This is a genomic window from Pseudomonas sp. P110(2024) (assembly GCF_057480795.1).
This window is the reverse complement of the sequence record NZ_JBLIYT010000010.1, coordinates 1-23,080: the sequence shown is the minus strand read 5'-3', so window position 1 is coordinate 23,080 and position 23,080 is coordinate 1. Positions and strand designations below refer to the sequence as shown.

Genomic DNA, 23,080 nt, shown 5'->3' with positions numbered 1-23,080 from the left:
AATGAACCCAGCACTGACCCAGCTCCAGCCCTACCCGTTCGAGAAACTGCGTGCCCTGCTGGGGAGCGTGAAACCGGCGGCGGACAAACGCCCGATCGCCCTGTCAATCGGCGAGCCGAAGCACGAATCGCCGGCCTTCGTCGCCAAGGCCATGGCCGACAACCTCGACAAGCTGGCGGTCTACCCCAGCACCCTGGGCCTGCCGGCCCTGCGCCAGGCCATCGGCCAGTGGTGCGAGCGGCGCTTCGGCGTGCCAGTCGGCTGGCTGGACGCCGACCGCCATATCCTGCCGGTCAACGGCACCCGCGAGGCGCTGTTCGCCTTCACCCAGGCCGTGGTCGATCGCTCCGCGGACGGCCTGGTGGTCAGCCCCAACCCGTTCTACCAGATCTACGAAGGCGCGGCCCTGCTGGCCGGCGCCACGCCGCACTACCTGCCCTGCCTGGAAAACAACGGTTTCAACCCGGACTTCGACGCCGTGCCGGCCGACGTCTGGAAACGTTGCCAGATCCTGTTCCTGTGCTCCCCGGGCAACCCCACTGGCGCCCTGGTGCCGATGGACACCCTGAAAAAGCTGATCGCCCTGGCCGACGAGCACGACTTCGTGATCGCCGCCGACGAGTGCTACAGCGAGCTGTACTTCGACGAGGAAGCGCCACCACCGGGCCTGCTCAGCGCCTGCGCGGCACTGGGCCGAAATGACTTCAAGCGCTGCGTGGTGTTCCATAGCCTGTCCAAGCGCTCCAACTTGCCGGGCTTGCGCTCGGGCTTCGTCGCCGGCGACGCCGAAATCATCAAGCCGTTCCTGCTGTACCGCACCTACCACGGCTGCGCCATGCCGGTGCAGACCCAGCTGGCCAGCATCGCCGCCTGGCAGGACGAGGCCCATGTACGCGAAAACCGCGACCAGTACCGCGCCAAGTACGACGCCGTGCTCGACATCCTGCAGCCGGTGCTCGACGTGCAACGCCCGGACGGCAGTTTCTACCTGTGGGCCAAGGTACCGGGCAGCGATGCCGACTTCACCCGCGACCTGTTCGAGGCAGAGCATGTGACCGTGGTGCCGGGTTCGTACCTGTCCCGCGAAGTAGACGGAGTCAATCCGGGCGCCGGGCGCGTGCGCATGGCCCTGGTCGCGCCGCTGGCCGAATGCATCGAGGCGGCCGAGCGGATTCGCGCGTTCCTGGGCCGCTGATGGCAGGCGCCCCTCCTCAAAGGGGGGCGCAATCTCTATCGAGACAAGCATTAAGTACCGCTGGTGCAGAACACTGGCGACCGATAGTTGGCACCTATCAACCCCTGAAGGTGCACAACCATGTCCGATACTCTCGTGGCAAACGCGATCTACCGTCTACGCCAGAAGCTGCATCTGTCCCAGGCGATGAAGCCGCGCAAGAAACGCTCGGTGGCCGATTACTCTGTATTCTGGCGCCCCGGCCAGACACTCAGGATCTCGTTCATCGGCACGCCATGCCCCTGGCTCAAGAAATCGATTTTCGACACCGCGTGCCAATGGCTGAAATATGCCAACCTGAACTTCGAGCTCCTGGACAACGATGTCGACAAAGCCGAGATCCGCATCCAGACCGATGTGCAGGAGGGCGTGAATTTCAGTTTCCTGGGCAACCAGGCCTTGGACGTGGGCGGTGCCACCATGGCATTGGGGGTCAAGCTGTCGGACCCGCTGTTCGAGCCGTTCGTACTGCATGAGTTCGGACACGCATTGGGGATGGAGCATGAGCACCAACACCCAAGGGCCAACATACCCTGGGACCTTGACGCGGTGCGCCAAATGCTGGCCGTGGTCCTGGCCGACGAGGCCAACAACCCGAATGACCTCGACGACCTGATCGAAGAGGACCTTGCCACTCAGTTCCTGCCCTTGCCCGACAACGGCGACCTGCTCATCCTGCCCTATGACAGGCGGTCGATCATGCACTACCCCATCAGGCAGAAACTCACGCGCCACGCGTTCAAGCGCAGCCATAACCTGAAAATCAGCAAAAAGGACAAGCGCTTCATGCGCCTGGTCTATCCGGCTTCATGCCAATAACTAGCGGACCTGCCCGAGGTTGGCCTCGCTCAGGTCCAGCTCGCCTAGCACCTGACGCACCACTTCGTCCCCGACCAGGTGCTGGCGATGCAACTCGTACAACTCCAGCCGCTGCGCACGCAGGGCCCGCAGGCGTAAACGACGTTCGAGCAGATCCATCTGCTCGGCCAACGCCCGGGCCTCGGCACTGTCGTTGTAGCTGTCCAGCTCATCGCGGTATTCGGCCATCAGCCGCGCCTTGAGCTCGGTGGCCAGGGTCGCCTGGGCGGCATCCTGCGGCGCGTTGGCATCGATCACCTCCTCGGCCTCAAGCGCATGGATCGCCGCCTCGGCGGTGCGCCGCCAGGCCTCCTGCACCTCCTGGTGCAAGCGCTCGTCCGGGCTCTTGGTTACCCCGCGCAGCAAGAGAGGCAAGGCAATACAGGCGCTGACCAGCGACAGCAAAATCACTCCGGCGGCGATGAAGATGAGCAGGTCGCGCTCGGGAAACGCCTTGCCCGCGCCGATCAGCAGCGGCACCGACATCACGCCCGCCAGGGTCACAGCACCACGTACGCCGCCCAGGGTCAGCAACCAGCAGGAGCGCGCGGTCGGCATCAGCACCAGCGCAGGCTTGCCGCGCCAGCGTCTGACCACGCCGATAGCCCGCCAGATGCTCTGCACCCAGATGAACCGCAACAGCACCAGCGCAGCGAAGATCGCCACCACATCCAGGCAGCGCCAGGCCAGGGTCGTCCAGGCTGCGGCTTCGTCGGTCACCACTGCCTTGATGATGTCCGGCAATTGCAGCCCCAGCAGCAGGAAGATCAGGCCGTTGAAGGCAAACTCCAGCAGCGACCAGACACTGCGATTGAGCAAGCGCGTGCTGGTCTGCCGGGGCAGCAGGTCCAGCCAGCTCTGCATCATCCCGGCAGCCACCGCCGAGAGAATGCCGGATACGCCGAGCCGTTCAGCCAGTACGTAGGCGGCAAAGGGCAGCAGCAGCATGAATACCACGTGAGTCGCCGGGTCGTCCCAGCCGCGGGTGATCATCCACATACGCAGGCGCCCGACCAGCCAGCTCAGCGCCACCCCCACCGCCAGGCCGCCGAGGGCGACCAGGATGAAGGTCAGGCTGGCCTCGGTCAACGAGAACACTCCGGTGATCGCCGCCACCAGGGCGAACTTGAAGGTCACCAGGCCCGAGGCGTCATTCATCAGCGCCTCGCCCTGAAGCATGTGCATCAGCGGTGTCGGCAGGCGGTCCTGGGTGATGGCCGAGACGGCCACGGCGTCGGTGGGCGACAGCACCGCCGCCAGGGCGAAGGCCACCGCCAGCGGAATGCTCGGCAACAGCCAGTGGATGAAGTAGCCGGCGCCGACCACGGTGAACAGCACCAGCCCCACCGCCAGCGCCACCACGGGCCCGCGGATACGCCACAGTTCGCGCTTGGGCATGCGCCAGCCGTCGGCGAACAGCAGCGGCGGCAGGAACAGGAAAAGGAACAGCTCCGGGTCCAGCGCCACGTGCAGGCCCAGGGTCGGCCAGGCCAGCAAGGCGCCGGCGCCAATCTGCACCAGCGGCAGGGGCAGTGGCAGCACCCGCCCGACCAGTTTCGACACGCTCACCAGCATCAGCAGGATTAGAACGGTATAGGCTGACTGCATCGGCAAGCTTCCTGTTTGATCGGAGAAACCACAGCGAGGCGAAACTTCGCCATTGAAACAATATGTTAGCGGGGACTCGCTATCGTGGACCGCTGCACGATAGTCGCAGCCTGGCCGGGAATGTGTAACACAATGCTACGCGAGAAGCGGTGAAACACATCGGCGACGCCTTCCAGCCCGCAGCCGTGGCGCCAGCCCCATCGATACCGCATAATCGGCCCACCCAATCTTCAAGGAGCATCGGGGACGCCTGGCCCGACCAGGCAGCCCCAGGCATTCAATGGCTTACACTCTCTACGGCATCAAAGCCTGCGACACCATGAAAAAGGCCCGCACCTGGCTTGAAGACAAGGCCATCGGCTACGACTTCCACGACTACAAGACCCAGGGCATCGACCGCGACAGCTTGAACCGCTGGTGCGACGAACATGGCTGGGAAGTCGTGCTGAACCGCGCCGGGACCACCTTCCGCAAGCTCGACGACGCCAGCAAGGCCGACCTCGACCAGGCCAAGGCCGTCGAACTGATGCTCGCCCAACCGTCGATGATCAAACGCCCGGTGCTCGACCTCGGCGAGCGTACCCTGGTCGGCTTCAAGCCTGACCTGTACGCCGCGGCGCTGGCCTGATCCCGCATTACGCTCCATCCCCTTTTCGTACGAGGTAATCGCATGTCTCAATCGCTGTTCAGCCTGGCCTTCGGTGTCGGCACCCAGAACCGCCAGGGCACCTGGCTGGAAGTCTTCTACGCACAACCCGTGCTCAAGCCATCCGCCGAGCTGGTCGCAGCCGTCGCACCAGTGCTGGGCTACGAAGGGGGCAACCAGGCCATCGCCTTCACCACCGCCCAGGCCGCCCAACTGGCCGACGCACTCAAGGGCGTCGATGCCGCCCAGGCCGCCCTGCTGACCCGCCTGGCCGAAAGCCACAAGCCGCTGGTCGCCACCCTGCTGGCCGAAGACGGCGCGCTGACCTCCACCCCAGAGGCCTACCTCAAGCTGCACCTGCTGTCGCACCGCCTGGTCAAGCCGCACGGCGTGTCGCTGGCCGGCATCTTCCCGCTGCTGCCGAACGTCGCCTGGACCAACCAGGGCGCGGTCGACCTGGCCGAGCTGGCCGAGTTGCAACTGGAAGCGCGCCTGAAAGGCGAACTGCTGGAAGTGTTCTCGGTGGACAAGTTCCCGAAGATGACCGACTACGTCGTGCCGGCCGGCGTGCGTATCGCCGACACCGCCCGCGTGCGCCTGGGCGCCTACATCGGCGAAGGCACCACCATCATGCACGAAGGTTTCGTCAACTTTAACGCCGGCACCGAAGGCCCGGGCATGATCGAAGGCCGCGTCTCCGCCGGCGTATTCGTCGGCAAGGGTTCGGACCTGGGCGGCGGCTGCTCGACCATGGGCACCCTGTCCGGTGGCGGCAACATCGTCATCAAGGTCGGCGAAGGCTGCCTGATTGGCGCCAACGCCGGCATCGGCATCCCGCTGGGCGACCGCAACACCGTCGAGGCCGGCCTGTACATCACCGCCGGGACCAAGGTGAACCTGCTGGACGAGAACAACCAGCTGGTCAAGGTGGTCAAGGCCCGCGACCTGGCCGGCCAGACCGACCTGCTGTTCCGTCGCAACTCGCTCAATGGCGCGGTGGAGTGCAAGACTCACAAGTCGGCCATCGAGCTGAACGAGGCGCTGCACGCGCACAACTGAGAACCCGCCTGGGTTTGAAGTGATAAGATCGGGTCTGCTCCCAGGTTTTGCCTGTGGGCAGACCCGATTTTTCTTTCCAGGCCCCGCTAACATGTTCCAGCCCTCCCCCTGGCGTGCCGATTTCCCCGCCATCGGCGCCCTGCAACGGCAGCACCAGACCTACCTGGACAGCGCCGCCACCACCCAGAAGCCCCAGGCTCTGCTGGATGCCCTGGGTCATTACTATGGCCATGGCGCCGCCAACGTGCACCGCGCCCAGCACCTGCCCGGCGCCCTGGCCACCCAAGCCTTCGAGGGCACTCGCGACAAGCTCGCTGCCTGGCTCAATGCCGCCGACGCGCGGCAGATCGTCTTCACCCATGGTGCTACCTCGGCCCTGAACTTGCTGGCCTATGGCCTGGAGCACCGCTTCGAGGCCGGTGACGAGATTGTCGTCAGCGCGTTGGAACACCACGCCAATCTCCTGCCCTGGCAACAGTTGGCGCACCGACGTCAGCTGCGCCTGGTAGTACTGCCGGTGAACGATCTGGGGCAGGTAGATCTGGAACAAGCGCTGCAACTGATCGGCCCGCGCACCCGCGTGCTGGCGATCAGCCAACTGTCCAATGTGCTGGGGACCTGGCAGCCTCTGGCGCCGTTGCTGGCCCATGCCCGCGCCCAGGGCGTGCTGAGCGTGGTCGATGGCGCCCAGGGCGTGGTCCACGGGCGCCACGATGTGCAGCAGCTGGACTGCGACTTCTATGTGTTCTCCAGCCACAAGCTGTACGGCCCGGATGGCGTCGGCGTGCTGTACGGTCGCCAGCAGGCGCTGGCACTGCTGCGCCACTGGCAGTACGGCGGCGAGATGGTGCAGTTGGCGGACTACCAGGAGGCCAGCTTCCGCCCGGCACCGCTGGGATTCGAGGCCGGCACGCCGCCGATCGCCGGTGTCATTGGCCTGGGCGCCACCCTGGACTACCTGGCCAGCCTTGATGCCAATGCCGTGGCCGCCCATGAGGCCACCTTGCACCAGCACCTGGTGCGCGGCCTGGCCGATCGCGAGGGGGTTCGCCTGCTTGGCTCACCGCACGCGGCACTCGCCAGCTTCGTCATTGACGGGGTGCACAACGCCGATATTGCCCATCTGCTGACCGAACAGGGCATCGCCGTGCGCGCCGGGCATCATTGCGCCATGCCGCTGCTCAGGCATCTGGGCCTGGACGGCGCGATCCGCGTGTCGCTGGGGCTTTACAGCGACAGCGACGACCTGCAACGGTTCTTCGACGCACTCGATCAGGGCCTGGAGCTGCTGCGATGAGCCTGTCGGCCGAGGCCAGCCAGGCGCTGGAGAGCTTCAAGCAAGCGCGCGGTTGGGAGCAGCGGGCGCGGTTGCTGATGCAATGGGGTGATCGGCTGGAGCCGCTGGACGACAGCGAGAAGATCGAGGCCAACCGAGTGCATGGCTGCGAGAGCCTGGTGTGGCTGGTGGCCCAACAAGAAAAGGGTCAGTGGCATTTCAAAGCCGCTAGTGATGCACGGCTGTTGCGCGGCTTGCTTGCACTGTTGCTAGTGCGGGTGCAGGGCTTGGCGAGCGATCGATTGGCAGCGCTCGACCTGAGCGCCTGGTTTACCCAGTTGGGGCTTGAGCGGCAGTTGTCTCCGTCGCGCAGCAATGGGCTGCATGCGGTGTTGCTAAAGATGGCCGAACTCGCTACCCAAGCCTGAATCGCTGTTGGATTCATCGCGGGGCAAGCCCGCGATAACCTATTCGGCCTTGATCCGCTCAGAAGGCCGCCGCGCCCCGGCCACCAGCTTCTCCACGGCCTTGCTCGCCGCGACCATGCCGAAGGTCGCGGTCACCATCATCACCGCGCCGAATCCACCGGCGCAGTCCAGGCGCACGCCTTCACCGACAAAGCTCTTCTGCAGGCACACGCTGCCGTCGCCCTTGGGGTAGCGCAGCTGTTCGCTGGAAAACACGCACGGCACGCCATAGTTGCGGCTGGTGTTGCGCGAGAAATTGTAGTCCCGGCGCAGGGTCGAGCGCACCCGTGAAGCCAACGGGTCGTTGAAGGTCTTGTTGAGGTCGCCGATCTGGATCTGGGTCGGATCGATCTGCCCGCCGGCGCCACCGGTGGTGACGATGGCAATCTTGCGGCGGCGGCACCAGGCGATCAGCGCCGCCTTGGCCATCACGCTGTCGATGCAGTCGATCACGCAGTCCATCTGCTCGGTGATGTGCTCGGCCATGGTCTCGCGGGTGACGAAATCGGCCACCGCGTGCACCGTGCAGGCCGGGTTGATCGCCCGCAGGCGCTCGGCCATCACCTCGACCTTGGCCCGGCCGACCTGGCCTTCGAGGGCGTGAGCCTGGCGGTTGGTGTTGCTCACGCAGACATCGTCCAGATCGAACAGGCTGATCTCGCCCACGCCGCTGCGGGCAAGCGCTTCGGCCGCCCACGAACCGACGCCGCCAATGCCGACGATGGCCACATGGGCCTGGCGCAAGCGTTGCAAACCGTCGTCGCCGTAGAGCCGGGCGACGCCGGCAAAGCGTGGATCTTCTGTGCTCATGCTGATACCCCGAAAAAACCGGCGCGCATTATAGGCCAAGCCATGGGTTCGCGGGCAAAGCGCGCCACCCGATCATGCCGCCAGGACATGCCAGAGCGGCCACGGGTTGGAAAAAGTCCTACCAAGCCTGCTTTAATGTCCTATCAAGTAACTATATCTGGACGGCAGGCAGGCGGACTGAGAACTACATCCCCTGCCGATAATCCAACGGGTTACCTTCCCCGGAATCCGTGGACCCACGCCCCAGCGGCTACGCCTCGCGCCCTTCTTCGGAACCTCGAACACCTATGCCATCACGCAAATTCGGTCTCAACCTGGTAGTGGTCCTGGCCATCGCCGCGCTGTTCACCGGGTTCTGGGCCTTGATCAACCGCCCGGTATCCGCCCCCGCCTGGCCGGAACAGATTTCCGGTTTTTCCTACTCGCCCTTCCGTCTCGGCCAAAGCCCACAGAAGGGCCAGTACCCCAGCGAGGATGAGATCCGCCAGGACCTTGAGCAACTGAACAAGCTGACCGACAACATCCGTATCTACACCGTCGAAGGTACCCAGGCCGAGGTGCCGCGCCTGGCCGAGGAGCTTGGCCTGCGCATCACCCTGGGAATCTGGATCAGCAACGACCAGGAACGCAACGAGCGGGAGATCGAAAAGGCCATCGGCCTGGCCAACACTTCGCGCAGCGTGGTGCGGGTGGTCGTCGGCAACGAGGCGTTGTTCCGCGAGGAAGTTAGCGCCGAGCAGTTGATCGGCTACCTCGACCGGGTCCGTGCCGCGGTCAAGGTGCCGGTGACCACCAGTGAGCAGTGGCACATCTGGAAGGAGCACCCGGAGCTGGCGAAACACGTCGACCTGATCGCCGCGCACATCCTGCCCTACTGGGAGTTCGTGCCCATGAAGGACTCGGTGCAGTTCGTCCTCGACCGCGCCCGCGAGTTGCGCAAGCAATTCCCACGCAAGCCGCTGCTGCTCTCGGAGGTCGGCTGGCCGAGCAACGGCCGCATGCGTGGCGGCGCCGACGCCACCCAGGCCGACCAGGCCATCTACCTGCGCACCCTGGTCAACACCCTCAACCGCCGCGGCTACAACTACTTCGTCATCGAGGCCTACGACCAGCCTTGGAAGGCCAGCGACGAAGGCTCGGTGGGCGCCTATTGGGGCGTGTACAACGCCGAGCGCCAGCAGAAATTCAACTTTGAAGGCCCGATCGTGGCGATCCCGCAATGGCGCGCCCTGGCCGTGGCCTCGGTGGTGCTGGCGATGATCGCCCTGGCCATCCTGCTGATCGACGGCTCGGCCCTGCGCCAGCGCGGGCGTACCTTCCTCACCTTCATCACCTTCCTGTGCGGGTCGGTGCTGGTGTGGATCGCCTACGACTACAGCCAGCAGTACAGCACCTGGTTCAGCCTGACGGTCGGTGTACTGCTGGCGCTGGGCGCCCTCGGGGTGTTCATCGTGCTGCTGACCGAGGCCCACGAACTGGCCGAGGCAGTGTGGATCCACAAGCGCCGCCGTGAGTTCCTGCCCGTGCAGGGCGACAGCGCCTATCGCCCGAAGGTCTCGGTGCACGTGCCGTGCTACAACGAGCCGCCGGAGATGGTGAAGCAGACCCTGGATGCCCTCGCCGCGCTGGACTACCCGGACTACGAAGTGCTGGTGATCGACAACAACACCAAGGACCCAGCCGTGTGGGAACCGCTCAAGGCCCACTGCGAGAAGCTCGGCGAGCGCTTCAGGTTCTTCCACGTCGCGCCACTGGCCGGCTTCAAGGGCGGCGCGCTGAACTACCTGATCCCGCACACGGCCAAGGACGCCGAGGTGATCGCGGTGATCGACTCCGACTACTGTGTCGACCGCAATTGGCTCAAGCACATGGTGCCGCACTTCGCCGACCCGAAGATCGCCGTGGTGCAATCGCCCCAGGACTACCGCGACCAACACGAGAGCGCGTTCAAGAAGCTGTGCTACAGCGAATACAAGGGCTTCTTCCATATCGGCATGGTCACCCGCAACGACCGTGACGCGATCATCCAGCACGGCACCATGACCATGACCAGGCGCAGCGTGCTCGATGAACTGGGCTGGGCCGAGTGGTGCATCTGCGAGGATGCCGAGCTTGGCCTGCGCGTGTTCGAGAAGGGTCTGTCGGCGGCCTACGCCCACAACAGCTACGGCAAGGGCCTGATGCCCGACACCTTCATCGACTTCAAGAAGCAGCGCTTCCGCTGGGCCTACGGCGCCATCCAGATCATCAAGCACCACGCCGGCGCCCTGCTGCGTGGCAAGGGCAGCGAGCTGACCCGTGGCCAGCGCTACCACTTCCTGGCCGGCTGGCTGCCTTGGATTGCCGATGGCATGAACATTTTCTTCACCGTCGGCGCGCTGCTGTGGTCGGCGGCGATGATCATCGTGCCGCACCGGGTCGACCCGCCGCTGATGATGTTCGCCATTCCGCCGCTGGCGCTGTTCTTCTTCAAGGTCGGCAAGATCGTCTTCCTCTACCGCCGCGCGGTGGGCGTCAACCTGAAGGATGCCTTCGCCGCCGCGCTGGCGGGGCTGGCGCTGTCGCACACCATCGCCAAGGCGGTGCTGTACGGGTTCTTCACCAGCAGCATGCCGTTCTTCCGCACGCCAAAGAATGCCGACAGCCACGGTGTGCTGGTGGCGATCTCCGAGGCCCGCGAAGAACTGTTCATCATGTTGTTGTTGTGGGGTGCTGCACTGGGGATCTACCTGGTACAGGGGCTGCCGAGTTCGGACATGCGCTTCTGGGTAGCGATGCTGCTGGTGCAGTCGTTGCCATACCTGGCGGCGCTGGTGATGGCGTTGCTGTCGTCGTTGCCCAAGCCCTCCGAAAAGGTTGCAGAGCCACAACAGGCTTGAGATCGCCGGGGGCGCGTTGTGCCCCTTTCGCGACACAAGGCTGCTCCCACAGGATCACCGCAGCCCAGAAGGCCTGTGCAACTCCTGTGGGAGCGGCCTTGTGTCGCGAAAGGGCCGCACAGCGGCCCCATCGGCCCGTCAGTTTGATATAAGATAACGCCCCTCAGTTTCCCGCCTTGCCATGCCCCGGAGTCCCTCAATGACGGCCCCAGCCGAGCTCTCGCCTACCCTGCAACTGGCCTGCGACCTGATCCGTCGCCCCTCGGTCACCCCGGTCGATGCCGACTGCCAGACCCAGATGATGAACCGCCTGGGCGCCGTCGGCTTCCAGCTCGAGCCAATGCGTATCGAGGACGTCGACAATTTCTGGGCCACCCATGGCACCCAGGATGGCCCGGTGCTGTGCTTCGCCGGCCACACCGACGTGGTCCCCACCGGCCCGGTGCAGCAATGGCAGCATGAGCCGTTCGAGGCGCTGATCGATGCCGACGGCATGCTCTGCGGACGTGGCGCCGCCGACATGAAGGGCAGCCTGGCATCCATGGTGGTGGCCAGCGAGCGCTTCGTGCACGACTACCCGAACCATCGCGGCAAGGTCGCCTTCCTGATCACCAGCGACGAGGAAGGCCCGGCCCACCATGGCACCAAGGCCGTGGTCGAGCGCCTCAAGGCACGCAACGAACGCCTGGACTGGTGCATCGTCGGCGAGCCGTCCAGCACCACCCTGCTCGGTGACGTGGTCAAGAACGGCCGTCGCGGCTCGCTTGGCGCCAAGCTGACCGTGCGCGGCAAGCAAGGCCACGTGGCCTATCCGCATCTGGCGCGCAACCCGATCCACCTGGCCGCGCCGGCCCTGGCGGAACTTGCCGCCGAGCACTGGGACGAAGGCAACGCGTTCTTCCCGCCGACCAGCTTCCAGATCTCCAACCTCAACTCCGGCACCGGAGCCTCCAACGTGGTCCCGGGCGAGCTGACCGCGCTGTTCAACTTCCGCTTCTCCACAGAATCGACGGTCGAGGGCCTGCAGCAGCGCGTCGCGGCGATCCTCGACAGGCATCAGCTGGAATGGAGCATCGACTGGGCGCTGTCGGGCCTGCCGTTCCTCACAGAGCCGGGCGACCTGCTCGATGCGGTGTCGTCGAGCATCAAGGCGGTCACCGGTCGCGAGACCCGTCCGTCGACCAGCGGCGGCACTTCCGACGGCCGCTTCATCGCCACCATGGGCACCCAGGTGGTCGAGCTCGGTCCGGTCAACGCCACCATCCACCAGGTGGACGAACGCATCCTGGCCAGCGACCTCGACCTGCTGACCGAAATCTACTACCAGACCCTGGTGCGGTTGCTCGCCTGATGCTCGCCTGCCCACTCTGCCAGGCCCCCCTGGCGCGACTCGACAATGGCGTGGCCTGCCCCGCCGGCCACCGTTTCGACCGCGCCCGCCAGGGCTACCTGAACCTGCTGCCGGTGCAGCACAAGAACAGCCGCGATCCGGGCGATAACCAGGCCATGGTCGAAGCCCGCCGCGACTTCCTCGACGCCGGCCACTATGCGCCGGTGGCCCGGCGCCTGGCGCAACTGGCCGCCGAGCGCCAGCCCCAGGCCTGGCTGGACATCGGCTGCGGCGAAGGCTACTACACCGCGCAGATCGCCCAGGCCTTGCCGGCGGCCGACGGCTACGCCCTGGATATCTCCCGCGAGGCGGTCAAGCGCGCCTGCCGCCGCGCCCCCGAGGTGACCTGGATGGTCGCCAGCATGGCCCGAGTGCCCATGGCCGATGCCAGCTGCGGTTTCATCGCCAGCGTGTTCAGCCCGCTCGACTGGCAGGAGGCCAAGCGCCTGCTGGCACCCGGCGGCGGCCTGATGCGGGTCGGCCCAACCAGCGGCCACCTGATGGAACTGCGCGAGGTGCTCTACGATGAAGTGCGCCCTTACGCCGACGACAAGCACCTGGCCCTGGTCCCCGAAGGCATGGCCCACGCCCACGGCGAGATTCTCGAGTTCCGCCTGACCCTGGCCGACGCCAAGGCCCGCGCCGACCTGCTGGCCATGACCCCGCACGGCTGGCGCGCCAGCGCCGAGAAGCGCGCGCGGGTGATCGACCAGCCCGAACCCTTCGAGGTCACCGTTTCCATGCGTTATGACTATTTCGTGCGCCAAGACTGAGCACACTGGAGCCCCCCATGCGTCAACCCGATATCGAGATCTACCTCAAGGACGACGACGTCGACCACAAGCAGATCGCCGACTGGCTCACCCAGGCCCTGGGGCCGTGCAGCGAATGGAAGCAGAAGGGCCAGACCTTCAAGTGCACGGCCGGTAACATTCCGGTCACTTGGTTACCGAAGGCTGTGGGAAAATGGAACAGCCTGTACCTGGAAAGCGACCAGACCCCGTGGGCCGACGACATCGCCTGCGCCCGGGCGGCATTTGCCGCGCTCAACGTCGAAGTGCGTTGCGCGCCAGGCAGCTGGACGGAGGAAGACGGGGAAGAAGATGCAGACCGTTGGATCCGCATCAGCGCCGACGGTGAACAGGAAATCACCTGGCGCACTCACTGAAGGCGTTCGCATCAGGCTGCAAGTTCCACGGTCAACTTGCAGCTTGAGCGTTAAGCCTCGAGGCTCAGAGCCCTACCACGTCCTCGGCCTGCAGGCCTTTCTGGCCTTGCACGAGGGCGTACTCGACCTGCTGCCCTTCGACCAGGGTGCGATGCCCCTCACCGCGGATAGCCCGATAGTGGACGAACACGTCCGCACCACCTTCGCGCTGAATGAAGCCATAACCCTTGGCATCGTTGAACCACTTCACATTCCCAGTCTCACGAGACGACATCTGAACTACTCCGGATTTTTATTTTGAAGATCGCCTTGCTGGCGCGGGTTCACCATCCGCGCCGACGCAGCTTGCACAAATATCCTGCAAGCGGCAGGCCGAGTATATGACAGGGAACAAAAAAAATTCATGACAGGGTCATTTTTGGCCGAATTTTGCTGAACTTACGCAGATACGGCAGACTAACGGGCTGTAAAACACGAAAACTTTCACCCAGGGCCCCACCCCATGACCCGTTCTCCCCTGCGCCGCCTCATCTTCGGCGCCCTGCGTCGCGTTCTCTACCTGTGGGTGCGCTCCGAAACCATCAACCAATCCTCGCTGACGCTCAAGCTCGACCGTAGCCGACCGGTGTTCTACGCCCTCTCCTCGCCGTCGCTCACCGACCTGGCCGTGATCGACCACGAGTGCACCAAGGCGGGGCTGCCACGCCCAGTGCTGCCGGTGGCTGTCGGCCCATTGCAGGAGCCTGCGGCGTTCTTCTACCTGACCCCCGAGCCTGACTGGCTCGGCCGCCAGGACAAACGCGGCGCGCCACCGACGCTGGAGCGCCTGGTTGCGGCGATCAGCCAGCACGCCGAGGAAGACGCGCAAATCATTCCGGTCAGCGTGTTCTGGGGCCAGACCCCCGCCAGCGAGTCGAGTCCGTGGAAGCTGCTGTTCGCCGACAGCTGGGCCGTCACCGGCCGCCTGCGCCGCCTGCTCAGCGTGCTGATCCTGGGGCGCAAGACCCGGGTGCAGTTCTCCGCGCCGATCCACCTGCGCGAACTGGTGCAGCACAACAAGGGCCACGAGCGCACCGTGCGCATGGCCCAGCGCATGATGCGCGTGCATTTCCGCAACCTGAAGACCGCGGTGATCGGCCCCGACATCTCGCACCGACGCAACCTGGTCAAGGGCCTGGTGCACGACCCGCTGGTGCGCCAGGCCATCAGCGACGAGGCCGACCGCGAGAAGATCCCCTACGCCAAGGCCGAGGCCAAGGCGCTGCACTACGGCAACGAGATCGCCTCGGACTACACCTACACCGCCATCCGCTTCCTCGAAGTGGTGCTCAGCTGGTTCTGGAACAAGATCTACGACGGCATCAAGGTCAACCACATTGAGCAGGTGCAGGGCATCGCCCCCGGTCACGAGGTGATCTACGTGCCCTGCCACCGCAGCCACATCGACTACCTGCTGCTGTCCTACCTGCTGTTCCGCAATGGCCTGACGCCGCCGCACATCGCCGCCGGCATCAACCTCAACATGCCGGTGATCGGCGGCCTGCTGCGCCGCGGCGGCGCCTTCTTCATGCGCCGCACGTTCAAGGGCAACCCGCTGTACACCGCGGTGTTCAACGAGTACCTGCACACCCTGTTCACCAAGGGTTTCCCGGTGGAGTACTTCGTCGAGGGCGGCCGTTCGCGCACCGGGCGCATGCTGCAGCCGCGCACCGGCATGCTGGCGATCACCCTGCGCAGCTTCCTGCGCTCCTCGCGCACGCCGATCGTCTTCGTCCCGGTGTACATCGGCTACGAGCGGGTGCTCGAAGGCCGCACCTACCTGGGCGAACTGCGCGGCGCCAGCAAGAAGAAAGAATCGATCTTCGACATCTTCAAGGTCATCGGCGCGCTCAAGCAGCGCTTCGGCCAGGTCTACGTCAACTTCGGCGAGCCGATCCGCCTCAATAGCTTCCTCGACGAACAGCAGCCCGGCTGGCGCGATCAGCCGCTCGGCCCGCAGTTCCGACCGGCCTGGCTCAACGACACCACCACCCGCCTGGGTGAGACCGTCGCCCGTCACCTGAACGAAGCTGCGGCGATCAACCCGGTCAACCTGGTGGCTCTGGCCCTGCTGTCGACCAGCCGCTTGGCCCTGGACGAGCGCGCCCTGACCCGCGTGCTCGACCTGTACCTGACCCTGCTGCGCCAGGTGCCCTACTCGCCGCACACCACCCTGCCAGAAGGTGACGGCAAGGCGCTGATCGACCACGTGCTGGGCATGGACCTGCTGGCCGAGCAGAAGGATGCGCTGGGCCGGATCCTCTACCTGGACGAAGCCAACGCGGTGCTGATGACCTACTACCGCAATAACGTGCTGCACATCTTCGCCCTACCGGGGCTGCTGGCGAGCTTCTTCCTCAGCAGCTCGCGCATGAGCCGCGACCTGCTGGGCCAGTACGTGCGAGCGTTGTATCCGTACCTGCAGGCCGAGCTGTTCCTGCGCTGGACGCCCGAGCAACTGGACGAGGTGATCGACCAATGGCTGACAGCGCTGGTCGAGCAGGGGCTGCTACGCCGGGAGCAGGACATCTACATGCGCCCGGCCCCCAGCTCGCGGCAGTTCGTCCTGCTGACGCTGCTGGCGCGCACCATCACCCAGACCCTGCAGCGCTTCTACATGGCCACCTCGTTGCTGCTCAACAGCGGCCAGCACACGCTGAGTGCCGAGGAGCTGGAGGAGCTGTGTGTGATGATGGCCCAGCGCCTGTCGATCCTGCATGGCCTGAACGCCCCGGAGTTCTTCGACAAGACCCTGTTCCGCCACTTCATCCAGACCCTGGTGCGCGAAGGCGTGCTGCAGCCGGACACCGATGGCAAGCTGGGCTACCACGACAAGCTCGCCGAGCTGGCCGAAGGCGTGGCCAAGCGGGTACTGTCGGCGGAGCTGCGCCTGTCGATCCGCCAGGTAGCCTTGCACCGCGATGAAACACCGGAACCTGTGGCGGTTGAGTGAACTGGCCCGATCCCGGTCTACCCGATACGCTGAACCTGCTCCATTCTGCCCATAAGGAAATCCCCATGATTCGCTCCTCCTTGCGCTTCACCACCCTGTGCGCCGGCCTGCTGCTGTCGGCCAGCGCCCTGGCCCTGTCGCTGGGCGACCTGTCCCAGAGCGACGCCTCCGGCGGCCTGAAGGACGCCCTCACCCAAGGCGCGCAGATCGCCGTCAAGCAATTGAGCACCCCCGGCGGTTTCAGCAACAACCCCGACGTGCGCATCGAGCTGCCGGGCAACCTCGGCAAGGCCGCCAAGGCCATGAAGATGTTCGGCAAGGGTGAACAGGTCGAAGCCCTGGAGACCAGCATGAACAAGGCCGCCGAGGCCGCTGTGCCGCAAGCCCAGGCGATCCTGGTGGACGCGGTGAAGAAGATGACCGTGACCGATGCCAAAGGCATCCTCAGCGGCGGCCAGGACTCGGCCACCCAGTACCTGAACAAGAGCAGCCGCGAGCAGATCCGCGCCAAGTTCCTGCCGATCGTCAAGCAGGCCACCGACAAGGTCGGCCTGGCCCAGCAGTACAACAACTTCGCCGGGCAGGCCGCAGGCCTGGGCGTGGTCGACGCCAAGAGCGCCAACATCGAGAACTACGTGACCGAGAAGGCGCTGGACGGTCTGTTCGAGATGATCGCCAAGCAGGAAGAGAGCATTCGCCAGAACCCGGCCGGTGCCGCGACCAGCCTGGCCAAGAAGGTGTTCGGCGCACTCTGAGGCGTCGGTTCCGATCGCGGGTCAAGCCCGCTCCCACCGTGGGAGCGGGCTTGACCCGCGATGTTGTCAGTCCTTCCTGACCCTGAACCACGCCGCATACAACGCCGGCAGGAACAACAGGGTCAACACCGTGGCGACGATCAACCCACCCATGATCGCCACCGCCATCGGCCCGTAGAACACGCTCCTCGACAGCGGAATCATCGCCAGCACCGCCGCCAGCGCGGTCAGCACGATCGGCCGGAAGCGCCGCACCGTGGCCTCGATGATCGCCTGCCAACGCGCCATCCCGGCGGCGATATCCTGTTCGATCTGGTCTACCAGGATCACCGAGTTACGCATGATCATCCCCGCCAGGGCGATGGTCCCGAGCATGGCGACGAAGCCGAACGGCTGGCGGAACACCAGCAGGAACAGGGTCACGCCGATCAGCCCCAGGGGCGCGGTGAGGAACACCATGAACATCCGCGAGAAACTGCGCAGCTGGATCATCAGCAGGCTCAGCACCACCACGATGAACAAGGGCATGCCGGCGTTCACCGAGCGCTGGCCACGCTCGGAGTCCTCCACTGTGCCGCCCACTTCCAGCAGGTAGCCATCGGGCAACTCGTCCTTGATCTGGGCCAGGGTCGGCTGGATCTGCTTGACCAGGGTCGCCGGCTGCTCCTTGTCGTAGATATCGGCGCGCACGGTGACAGTGGGCAAGCGGTTACGGTGCCAGATGATGCCTTCCTCGAAGCCGTATTCCAGGGTCGCCACCTGCGACAGGGCCACGCTCTGGCCGTTGTCGGTGGGTACCGCCAGGCTGCCCAGGTTACCCAACTCGCGCCGCTCCTCCGGGGTGCCGCGCAGGAGGATCTCGATCAGCTCGTTGTCCTCGCGGTACTGGCTGACGTTGCTGCCAGTCAGCGAGCTCTGCAGGAAGCTCGACAGGTGCGCGGTGCTCACTCCCAGCGCCCGGGCACGGTCCTGGTCGATATCCAGGTACACCGCCTTGCTCGGCTCTTCCCAGTCCAGGTGCACGTTGACCACATGGGGGTTCTCGCGCACCTTGGCCGCCACCTCGCGAGCCAGGGCGCGGACCTTCTCGATGTGCTCGCCGGTGACGCGGAACTGCACCGGATAGCCCACGGGCGGGCCGTTCTCCAGGCGCGTGACCCGCGAGCGCAGGTCCGGGAACTGCTGCTCGAGGGTGCCGATCAGCCAGCTGCGCAGACGCTCACGGTCCTCCAGCGACTTGGCCAACACCACGAACTGGGCAAAGCTCGCCGCCGGCAGTTGCTGGTCCAGCGGCAGGTAGAAGCGCGGCGAGCCAGTGCCGACGTAGGCGACATAGTTGGCGATGCCGTCCTGCTGCTTGAGCAGCGCCTCCAGCTGCTTGACCCGTTCGGCGGTGTTGTTCAGCGAAGCGCCTTCGGCCAGTTTCAGGTCGACCATCAGCTCCGGCCGGCCGGAGGCCGGGAAGAATTGCTGCGGCACAAAACGGAACAGCAGGATGCTGCCGACGAACGCGGCGATGGTCAGCACGATCACCGTCTTGCGCCGCCGCACGCACCACTCCACCACCCGCCTGACGCGCTGGTAGAACGGCGTGGCATAGGGGTCGGGGGCATGCCCGTCGGCGCCATGGCGGGCCGCGTGAAGCTTGGCCAGGTCCGGCAACAGGCGCTCGCCCAGGTAAGGCACGAACACCACCGCGGCGACCCAGGAGGTCAGCAGGGCAATGGTCACCACCTGGAAGATCGAGCGGGTGTACTCCCCCGTGCTCGAAGCCGCCGTGGCGATCGGCAGGAAACCGGCGGCGGTGATCAGGGTGCCGGTGAGCATCGGGAACGCGGTACTGGTCCAGGCGTAGCTCGCCGCCTTGAGCCGGTCGTAGCCCTGCTCCATCTTGATCGCCATCATCTCCACCGCGATGATCGCGTCGTCCACCAGCAGCCCCAGGGCCAGTACCAGCGCCCCCAGCGAGATCTTGTGCAGGCCGATGCCAAAGTAGTGCATGGCGGCGAAAGTCATGGCCAGTACCAGTGGGATCGCCAGCGCCACTACCAGGCCGGTACGCAGGCCCAGGGAGAAGAAGCTCACCAGCAGGACAATCGCCAGTGCCTCGATCAGCACCTGCACGAACTCGCCGACCCCGGCCTTCACCGCCGCCGGCTGGTCGGACACTTTGCGCAGCTCCATGCCCGCCGGCAGGCTCTGCGCCAGGCGGGCGAACTCGGCTTCCAGGGCCTTGCCGAGCACCAGGATGTCACCGCCGTTCTTCATCGACACCGCCAGGCCGATGGCATCCTCGCCCATGAAGCGCATGCGCGGCGCGGGTGGGTCGTTGAAACCGCGCTGCACGTCGGCGACATCGCTGATGCGGAAGGTGCGGTCACCGACGCGGATGGGGAACTGGCGAATCTGCTCGACGCTGTCGAAGCGCCCGCTGACCCGCAGTTGCAGGCGCTCGCTTGCGGTTTCGAAGAAGCCCGCTGTACTTACCGCGTTCTGCTCGCGCAGCGCCTGCTGCACGGCGGCCAACGGCACGCCCAGGGTGGCCAGCTTGACGTTGGACAATTCGATCCAGACCTTCTCGTCCTGCAGGCCGATCAACTCGACCTTGCCCACGTCCTTGACCCGCTGCAATTGGATCTGGATACGGTCGGCGTAGTCCTTGAGCACGGCATAGTCGAAGCCGGCGCCGGTCAGGGCATAGATGTTGCCGAAGGTGGTGCCGAACTCGTCGTTGAAGAACGGCCCCTGCGCCTCGGGCGGCAGGGTGTGCTTGATGTCCGCGACTTTCTTGCGGATCTGGTACCACAGCTCGGGAATATCCGCGGAATGCATCGAGTCACGGGCCATGAAGGTGACCTGGGACTCACCGGGCCGCGAGAACGAGACGATCCGCTCGTACTCGCCGGTCTCCATCAGCTTCTTCTCGATGCGCTCGGTGACCTGGCGCGACACTTCCTCGGCGGTCGCCCCGGGCCACAGGGTGCGGATGACCATGGCCTTGAAGGTGAAGGGTGGATCTTCGCTCTGCCCCAGCTTGGTGTAAGACATGGCGCCGATCGCCGCCAGCAGGATCATCAGGAACAACACGATCTGGCGATTGCGCAGCGCCCAGGCGGAAAGGTTGAAACCCATCGGGACTTACTCCTTGGCCGCCAGGTTCACTTCACGATTGCTGCGGTCCACAGGCCGCACCTGTTGCCCTTCGCGCAGAACATGACCGCCCGCGGCGACCACCCAGTCGCCGGGCTGCAGTCCTTCGAGCACCGGCACGCTGTCGGCGCCATAGGCGCCCAGGCGCACCTGCGCACGCTCCAGGCGATTATCCTTGCCGACCCGCCAGACATAGGCCTGCCCGGCCTCTGCGGTCACCGCCGAGAGCGGCACCGCCAGTGGCGAGCGTTCGGCATGATCGATGAACACCCGGGCGCTCTGGCCAAGCTCGGCCGGCGTGGCATTGGAGGTGAAGGCGATGCGTGCGGCAAAGGTCCGCGAACGTGGGTCCGCCGCCGGAGAGAGCTCGCGAATCAGTCCCTCGAAACGCCGGTCAGGATGCGACCACAGTTCCACGCTCACCGCCTGGCCGACGGCAAAGCGGGCGAACTGCTGCTCGGGCAAGCCGATGGCCACTTCGCGCTCACCGTCGGCGGCGAGGGTGAACACGGTCTGCCCGGCGGCCACTACCTGGCCCACCTCGACCTGGCGCTTGGCAATCACCCCGGCCTGGGGCGCGCGCAGCACCGCGTACTCGGCCTGGTTGCCGGCCACTTCGAACTCGGCCTTGGCCTGCTTCAGCCGCGCCTGGCCGGCACGGTAGAGGTTCTCGGCGTTGTCGAACTGGGAGCGGCTGACCATCTGCCGGCCCAGTAGCTTCTGGTAGCGGTCGCGCTCGGCGCGCACCAGCGCCAGGTTGGCCTCGGCCGCCGCCAGCTGGGCGCGGTTGGCCTCCAGTTGCAGGCGCACGTCCTGGGGATCGAGTTCGGCCAGCGGCTGCTCGGCCTTGACCCGCTGCCCCTCTTCCACCAAGCGCTTGCTGACCTTGCCGCCAATGCGAAACGCCAGTTCGGGTTCAAAGCGCGCGCGCACCTCGCCTGGATAGCTGTCGGCCGAGGCCTGCGCGGGGTGCGGCTGGACCACCAGCGCCGGGCGCGGCGCGACAGGTGAAGCGGCCTCCTGGCCGCAAGCGGAGAGCAGAAGCACGGCGGCTGCCGGCAGAGCGAGGGACAACGCACGACGCAACATGATGAATGACCTTTGGCAGAGGGCGCATCGAATATTTATACTGGCGAGTATATTAAGTCAGCGAACCTGGCCGGGGAAGCGGGCGCGTTAGAGAAAATCCATAATAGTGTTGCGACGGATGCTGCAGCCGACACCTTCTCGACCCGGTAAGATGTGCCTCTTTCACATTGAATGCGGTCCCTCATGTCCAACGACGCACCCATCGGCCCAGGCCGGCCCAAGGACCTGGCCAAGCGCGAGGCCATTCTCGAAGCCGCCAAGCACCTGTTCCTCAGCCTTGGCTATGCCAACACCAGCATGGATGCGGTCGCGGCGGCGGCAGGTGTTTCCAAACTCACCGTCTACAGCCATTTCACCGACAAGCAGACGCTGTTCGGCGCGGCGGTCATGGCCACCTGCCAGAACCAGTTGCCTGACTTGATGTTCGAGTATCCGGAAGGGGTGGCGGTGGAGGATGTGCTGCTCAACATTGCCCGGGGGTTCCAGGCGCTCATCAGCAGTGACGAGGCGGTCAAGCTGAGTCGCCTGATCTTTGCCCTCGGCAGCCAGGATCCGGGGTTTGGGCAGTATTTCTACGAGGCGGGGCCGAAGCGGGTGATGGCCGGGATGGCGGCGCTGCTGCACTGTGTCGACCAGCGGGGGTTGCTGCGGATCGACAACCCGTTGCGGGCGGCGGAGCATTTCTTCTGCCTGGTGAAGGGGGCGCCGGATTATCGGTTGTTGCTGGGGTGCGCGCAGGCGCTGAGTGGGGATGAGGCTGAGGCGCATGTGCGGGAGGCTGTTGGGGTTTTTGTTCGGGCTTTTCGGGGGTAGTTCGGGTTCGGGTTCGGGTTCGGGTTCGGGTTCGGGTTCGGGTTCGGGTTCGGGTTCGGGTTCGGGGAGATTGTTTTGATTTTTTTATGCGCATTCGTAGAAGATAACGACATTTAGTCACCTTTCCGCCCTTACGGCGGCCTACTTTTGTCTTGGCAAAAGTAGGCAAAACCGTTCCGCTCCGTTCATCCGGCCCCTACGCTTCGCTTCGGGGTTCCCTCGCTCCGTTCTTGCTCCCGGGAGGACCGCGCTGAACGCCCCATCCTGGGGCGCAGCGCTTGACGGCCATCCATGGCCGTCACCTCCCTCCGCAAGAACTCCGCTCGGCCTCCTGAAGTCGCAATTGGCGGCGCCTGGACTATTGCGCGCTTAGAAGCAAGAGCAAGAGCAAGAGCAAGAGCAAGAAATGCGAAGTTAGTTGTTTTACAGTTCATTATGCATTGGCTATTCCAGCCCTTCCGCGGGGCGAGCCCGCTCCTACAGGATTATATATAACGTCGACTGTTGGGTGGGAGCGGGCTTGCCCCGCGATGCGATCGAAAGATTAATTAAGCTGCAACTAGCGACAGCTGCGCCAACCCAGGCGCCGCCCGTAACTTCGCGACTTCAGGAGGCCGAACGGAGGTCTTGCGGAGGGAGGTGACGGCCATGGATGCCCGTCAAGCGCTGGGGCCCAGGATGGGCCCTGCAGCGCGGCCCTCCCGGGAGCAAGGCCGGAGTGAGGGAACCCGGAGCGAAGCGCAGGGCCGGATGAATGGAGCGCAACGGCTTTGGTTACTTTGGCCAAGACCAATCTATGGTCACCCCATTTTTTGCAATACTGTTCATCAGATGGAATGGATGGCTTGCTTCAATCTATCCGGCGTCTATTGGGCTCGCATCCCGC

General features: G+C 65.2%; 18 protein-coding genes. 13 read left to right on the top strand and 5 right to left on the bottom strand.

Annotation, left to right across the window (positions count from 1 at the left end; genetic code table 11):
• The first annotated feature begins 1 nt into the window (after position 1).
• Complete coding sequence (gene dapC / locus AC25ND_RS16700; RefSeq protein WP_062361393.1) at positions 2–1,195, top strand: succinyldiaminopimelate transaminase; 1,194 nt, start codon at positions 2–4, stop codon at positions 1,193–1,195.
• Positions 1,196–1,315: 120 nt separating this feature from the next.
• Positions 1,316–2,053, top strand: coding sequence for a zinc metalloprotease (locus tag AC25ND_RS16695; RefSeq protein WP_062361395.1), 738 nt, complete (start codon positions 1,316–1,318; stop codon positions 2,051–2,053).
• Here AC25ND_RS16695 and AC25ND_RS16690 read toward each other — a convergent pair whose 3' ends face one another.
• The gene (locus tag AC25ND_RS16690; RefSeq protein WP_028690682.1) at positions 2,054–3,700 is read right to left on the bottom strand and encodes a Na+/H+ antiporter; all 1,647 of its coding nucleotides are present in this window, start codon (positions 3,698–3,700) and stop codon (positions 2,054–2,056) included.
• 280 nt (positions 3,701–3,980) lie between these two features.
• Here AC25ND_RS16690 and AC25ND_RS16685 point away from each other — a divergent pair, with 280 nt between their 5' ends.
• The 4 genes from AC25ND_RS16685 (at position 3,981) to AC25ND_RS16670 (ending at position 7,109) form a co-directional block, all read left to right on the top strand.
• A complete protein-coding gene (locus tag AC25ND_RS16685) occupies positions 3,981–4,328 on the top strand; it encodes an ArsC family reductase (RefSeq protein ID WP_028690683.1) in 348 nt (115 codons plus the stop codon).
• A gap of 42 nt (positions 4,329–4,370) precedes the next feature.
• Positions 4,371–5,405, top strand: a complete 1,035-nt coding sequence (gene dapD / locus AC25ND_RS16680; protein ID WP_028690684.1) for a 2,3,4,5-tetrahydropyridine-2,6-dicarboxylate N-succinyltransferase — start codon at positions 4,371–4,373, stop codon at positions 5,403–5,405.
• A gap of 91 nt (positions 5,406–5,496) precedes the next feature.
• The gene (locus AC25ND_RS16675; RefSeq protein WP_186596857.1) at positions 5,497–6,702 is read left to right on the top strand and encodes a cysteine desulfurase; all 1,206 of its coding nucleotides are present in this window, start codon (positions 5,497–5,499) and stop codon (positions 6,700–6,702) included.
• Positions 6,699–7,109, top strand: a complete 411-nt coding sequence (locus AC25ND_RS16670; RefSeq protein WP_486976449.1) for a SufE family protein — start codon at positions 6,699–6,701, stop codon at positions 7,107–7,109. The genes AC25ND_RS16675 and AC25ND_RS16670 overlap by 4 nt, the downstream gene beginning before the upstream one ends.
• Positions 7,110–7,148: 39 nt before the next feature.
• Here the strand turns inward: AC25ND_RS16670 and tcdA are convergent, their stop codons facing one another.
• On the bottom strand, positions 7,149–7,958 hold the full coding sequence (tcdA, locus tag AC25ND_RS16665) for a tRNA cyclic N6-threonylcarbamoyladenosine(37) synthase TcdA (protein WP_062361401.1): 810 nt from the start codon (positions 7,956–7,958) through the stop codon (positions 7,149–7,151).
• Positions 7,959–8,245: 287 nt separating this feature from the next.
• Between tcdA and AC25ND_RS16660 the strand changes: the two genes are divergently transcribed.
• From AC25ND_RS16660 to AC25ND_RS16645, 4 genes are all read left to right on the top strand, one after another.
• Positions 8,246–10,837 (top strand): glycosyltransferase, encoded by a 2,592-nt coding sequence (locus AC25ND_RS16660; protein WP_028690688.1) that lies wholly within the window; start codon positions 8,246–8,248, stop codon positions 10,835–10,837.
• A 199-nt stretch (positions 10,838–11,036) separates the two neighbouring features.
• Complete coding sequence (dapE, locus tag AC25ND_RS16655; protein WP_236179303.1) at positions 11,037–12,188, top strand: succinyl-diaminopimelate desuccinylase; 1,152 nt, start codon at positions 11,037–11,039, stop codon at positions 12,186–12,188.
• Positions 12,188–13,000 (top strand): putative RNA methyltransferase, encoded by an 813-nt coding sequence (locus tag AC25ND_RS16650; protein WP_028690690.1) that lies wholly within the window; start codon positions 12,188–12,190, stop codon positions 12,998–13,000. Before dapE ends, AC25ND_RS16650 begins: the two co-directional genes overlap by 1 nt.
• A gap of 17 nt (positions 13,001–13,017) precedes the next feature.
• On the top strand, positions 13,018–13,395 hold the full coding sequence (locus tag AC25ND_RS16645) for a hypothetical protein (RefSeq protein WP_028690691.1): 378 nt from the start codon (positions 13,018–13,020) through the stop codon (positions 13,393–13,395).
• Positions 13,396–13,459: 64 nt separating this feature from the next.
• Here the strand turns inward: AC25ND_RS16645 and AC25ND_RS16640 are convergent, their stop codons facing one another.
• On the bottom strand, positions 13,460–13,669 hold the full coding sequence (locus AC25ND_RS16640) for a cold-shock protein (protein WP_011535295.1): 210 nt from the start codon (positions 13,667–13,669) through the stop codon (positions 13,460–13,462).
• A 228-nt stretch (positions 13,670–13,897) separates the two neighbouring features.
• Between AC25ND_RS16640 and plsB the strand changes: the two genes are divergently transcribed.
• Together plsB and AC25ND_RS16630 are read left to right on the top strand one after the other, a co-directional pair.
• On the top strand, positions 13,898–16,387 hold the full coding sequence (plsB, locus tag AC25ND_RS16635) for a glycerol-3-phosphate 1-O-acyltransferase PlsB (protein ID WP_028690692.1): 2,490 nt from the start codon (positions 13,898–13,900) through the stop codon (positions 16,385–16,387).
• Positions 16,388–16,452: 65 nt separating this feature from the next.
• Complete coding sequence (locus AC25ND_RS16630; protein WP_028690693.1) at positions 16,453–17,142, top strand: DUF4197 domain-containing protein; 690 nt, start codon at positions 16,453–16,455, stop codon at positions 17,140–17,142.
• 66 nt (positions 17,143–17,208) lie between these two features.
• On the opposite strand, the gene AC25ND_RS16625 is transcribed toward AC25ND_RS16630, so the two are convergent.
• Both AC25ND_RS16625 and AC25ND_RS16620 read right to left on the bottom strand, forming a co-directional pair.
• On the bottom strand, positions 17,209–20,274 hold the full coding sequence (locus AC25ND_RS16625; protein ID WP_062361404.1) for an efflux RND transporter permease subunit: 3,066 nt from the start codon (positions 20,272–20,274) through the stop codon (positions 17,209–17,211).
• Positions 20,275–20,280: 6 nt separating this feature from the next.
• Positions 20,281–21,381 carry an efflux RND transporter periplasmic adaptor subunit gene (locus tag AC25ND_RS16620; RefSeq protein WP_062361406.1) on the bottom strand — a complete coding sequence of 367 codons (1,101 nt, stop codon included), beginning with the start codon at positions 21,379–21,381 and terminating at the stop codon, positions 20,281–20,283.
• 171 nt (positions 21,382–21,552) lie between these two features.
• On the opposite strand from AC25ND_RS16620, the gene AC25ND_RS16615 reads away from it, so the two are divergent.
• On the top strand, positions 21,553–22,194 hold the full coding sequence (locus AC25ND_RS16615) for a TetR/AcrR family transcriptional regulator (RefSeq protein ID WP_062361408.1): 642 nt from the start codon (positions 21,553–21,555) through the stop codon (positions 22,192–22,194).
• Positions 22,195–23,080: the final 886 nt, after the last annotated feature.

What these genes read in the sequence shown, in the direction of transcription:
- dapC (WP_062361393.1), top strand. Translation starts at nt 2, where the DNA reads ATGAACCCAGCACTGACCCAGCTCCAGCCCTACCCGTTCGAGAAACTG.
- AC25ND_RS16695 (WP_062361395.1), top strand. Translation starts at nt 1,316, where the DNA reads ATGTCCGATACTCTCGTGGCAAACGCGATCTACCGTCTACGCCAGAAG.
- AC25ND_RS16690 (WP_028690682.1), bottom strand. Translation starts at nt 3,700, where the DNA reads ATGCAGTCAGCCTATACCGTTCTAATCCTGCTGATGCTGGTGAGCGTG.
- AC25ND_RS16685 (WP_028690683.1), top strand. Translation starts at nt 3,981, where the DNA reads ATGGCTTACACTCTCTACGGCATCAAAGCCTGCGACACCATGAAAAAG.
- dapD (WP_028690684.1), top strand. Translation starts at nt 4,371, where the DNA reads ATGTCTCAATCGCTGTTCAGCCTGGCCTTCGGTGTCGGCACCCAGAAC.
- AC25ND_RS16675 (WP_186596857.1), top strand. Translation starts at nt 5,497, where the DNA reads ATGTTCCAGCCCTCCCCCTGGCGTGCCGATTTCCCCGCCATCGGCGCC.
- AC25ND_RS16670 (WP_486976449.1), top strand. Translation starts at nt 6,699, where the DNA reads ATGAGCCTGTCGGCCGAGGCCAGCCAGGCGCTGGAGAGCTTCAAGCAA.
- tcdA (WP_062361401.1), bottom strand. Translation starts at nt 7,958, where the DNA reads ATGAGCACAGAAGATCCACGCTTTGCCGGCGTCGCCCGGCTCTACGGC.
- AC25ND_RS16660 (WP_028690688.1), top strand. Translation starts at nt 8,246, where the DNA reads ATGCCATCACGCAAATTCGGTCTCAACCTGGTAGTGGTCCTGGCCATC.
- dapE (WP_236179303.1), top strand. Translation starts at nt 11,037, where the DNA reads ATGACGGCCCCAGCCGAGCTCTCGCCTACCCTGCAACTGGCCTGCGAC.
- AC25ND_RS16650 (WP_028690690.1), top strand. Translation starts at nt 12,188, where the DNA reads ATGCTCGCCTGCCCACTCTGCCAGGCCCCCCTGGCGCGACTCGACAAT.
- AC25ND_RS16645 (WP_028690691.1), top strand. Translation starts at nt 13,018, where the DNA reads ATGCGTCAACCCGATATCGAGATCTACCTCAAGGACGACGACGTCGAC.
- AC25ND_RS16640 (WP_011535295.1), bottom strand. Translation starts at nt 13,669, where the DNA reads ATGTCGTCTCGTGAGACTGGGAATGTGAAGTGGTTCAACGATGCCAAG.
- plsB (WP_028690692.1), top strand. Translation starts at nt 13,898, where the DNA reads ATGACCCGTTCTCCCCTGCGCCGCCTCATCTTCGGCGCCCTGCGTCGC.
- AC25ND_RS16630 (WP_028690693.1), top strand. Translation starts at nt 16,453, where the DNA reads ATGATTCGCTCCTCCTTGCGCTTCACCACCCTGTGCGCCGGCCTGCTG.
- AC25ND_RS16625 (WP_062361404.1), bottom strand. Translation starts at nt 20,274, where the DNA reads ATGGGTTTCAACCTTTCCGCCTGGGCGCTGCGCAATCGCCAGATCGTG.
- AC25ND_RS16620 (WP_062361406.1), bottom strand. Translation starts at nt 21,381, where the DNA reads ATGTTGCGTCGTGCGTTGTCCCTCGCTCTGCCGGCAGCCGCCGTGCTT.
- AC25ND_RS16615 (WP_062361408.1), top strand. Translation starts at nt 21,553, where the DNA reads ATGCGGTCCCTCATGTCCAACGACGCACCCATCGGCCCAGGCCGGCCC.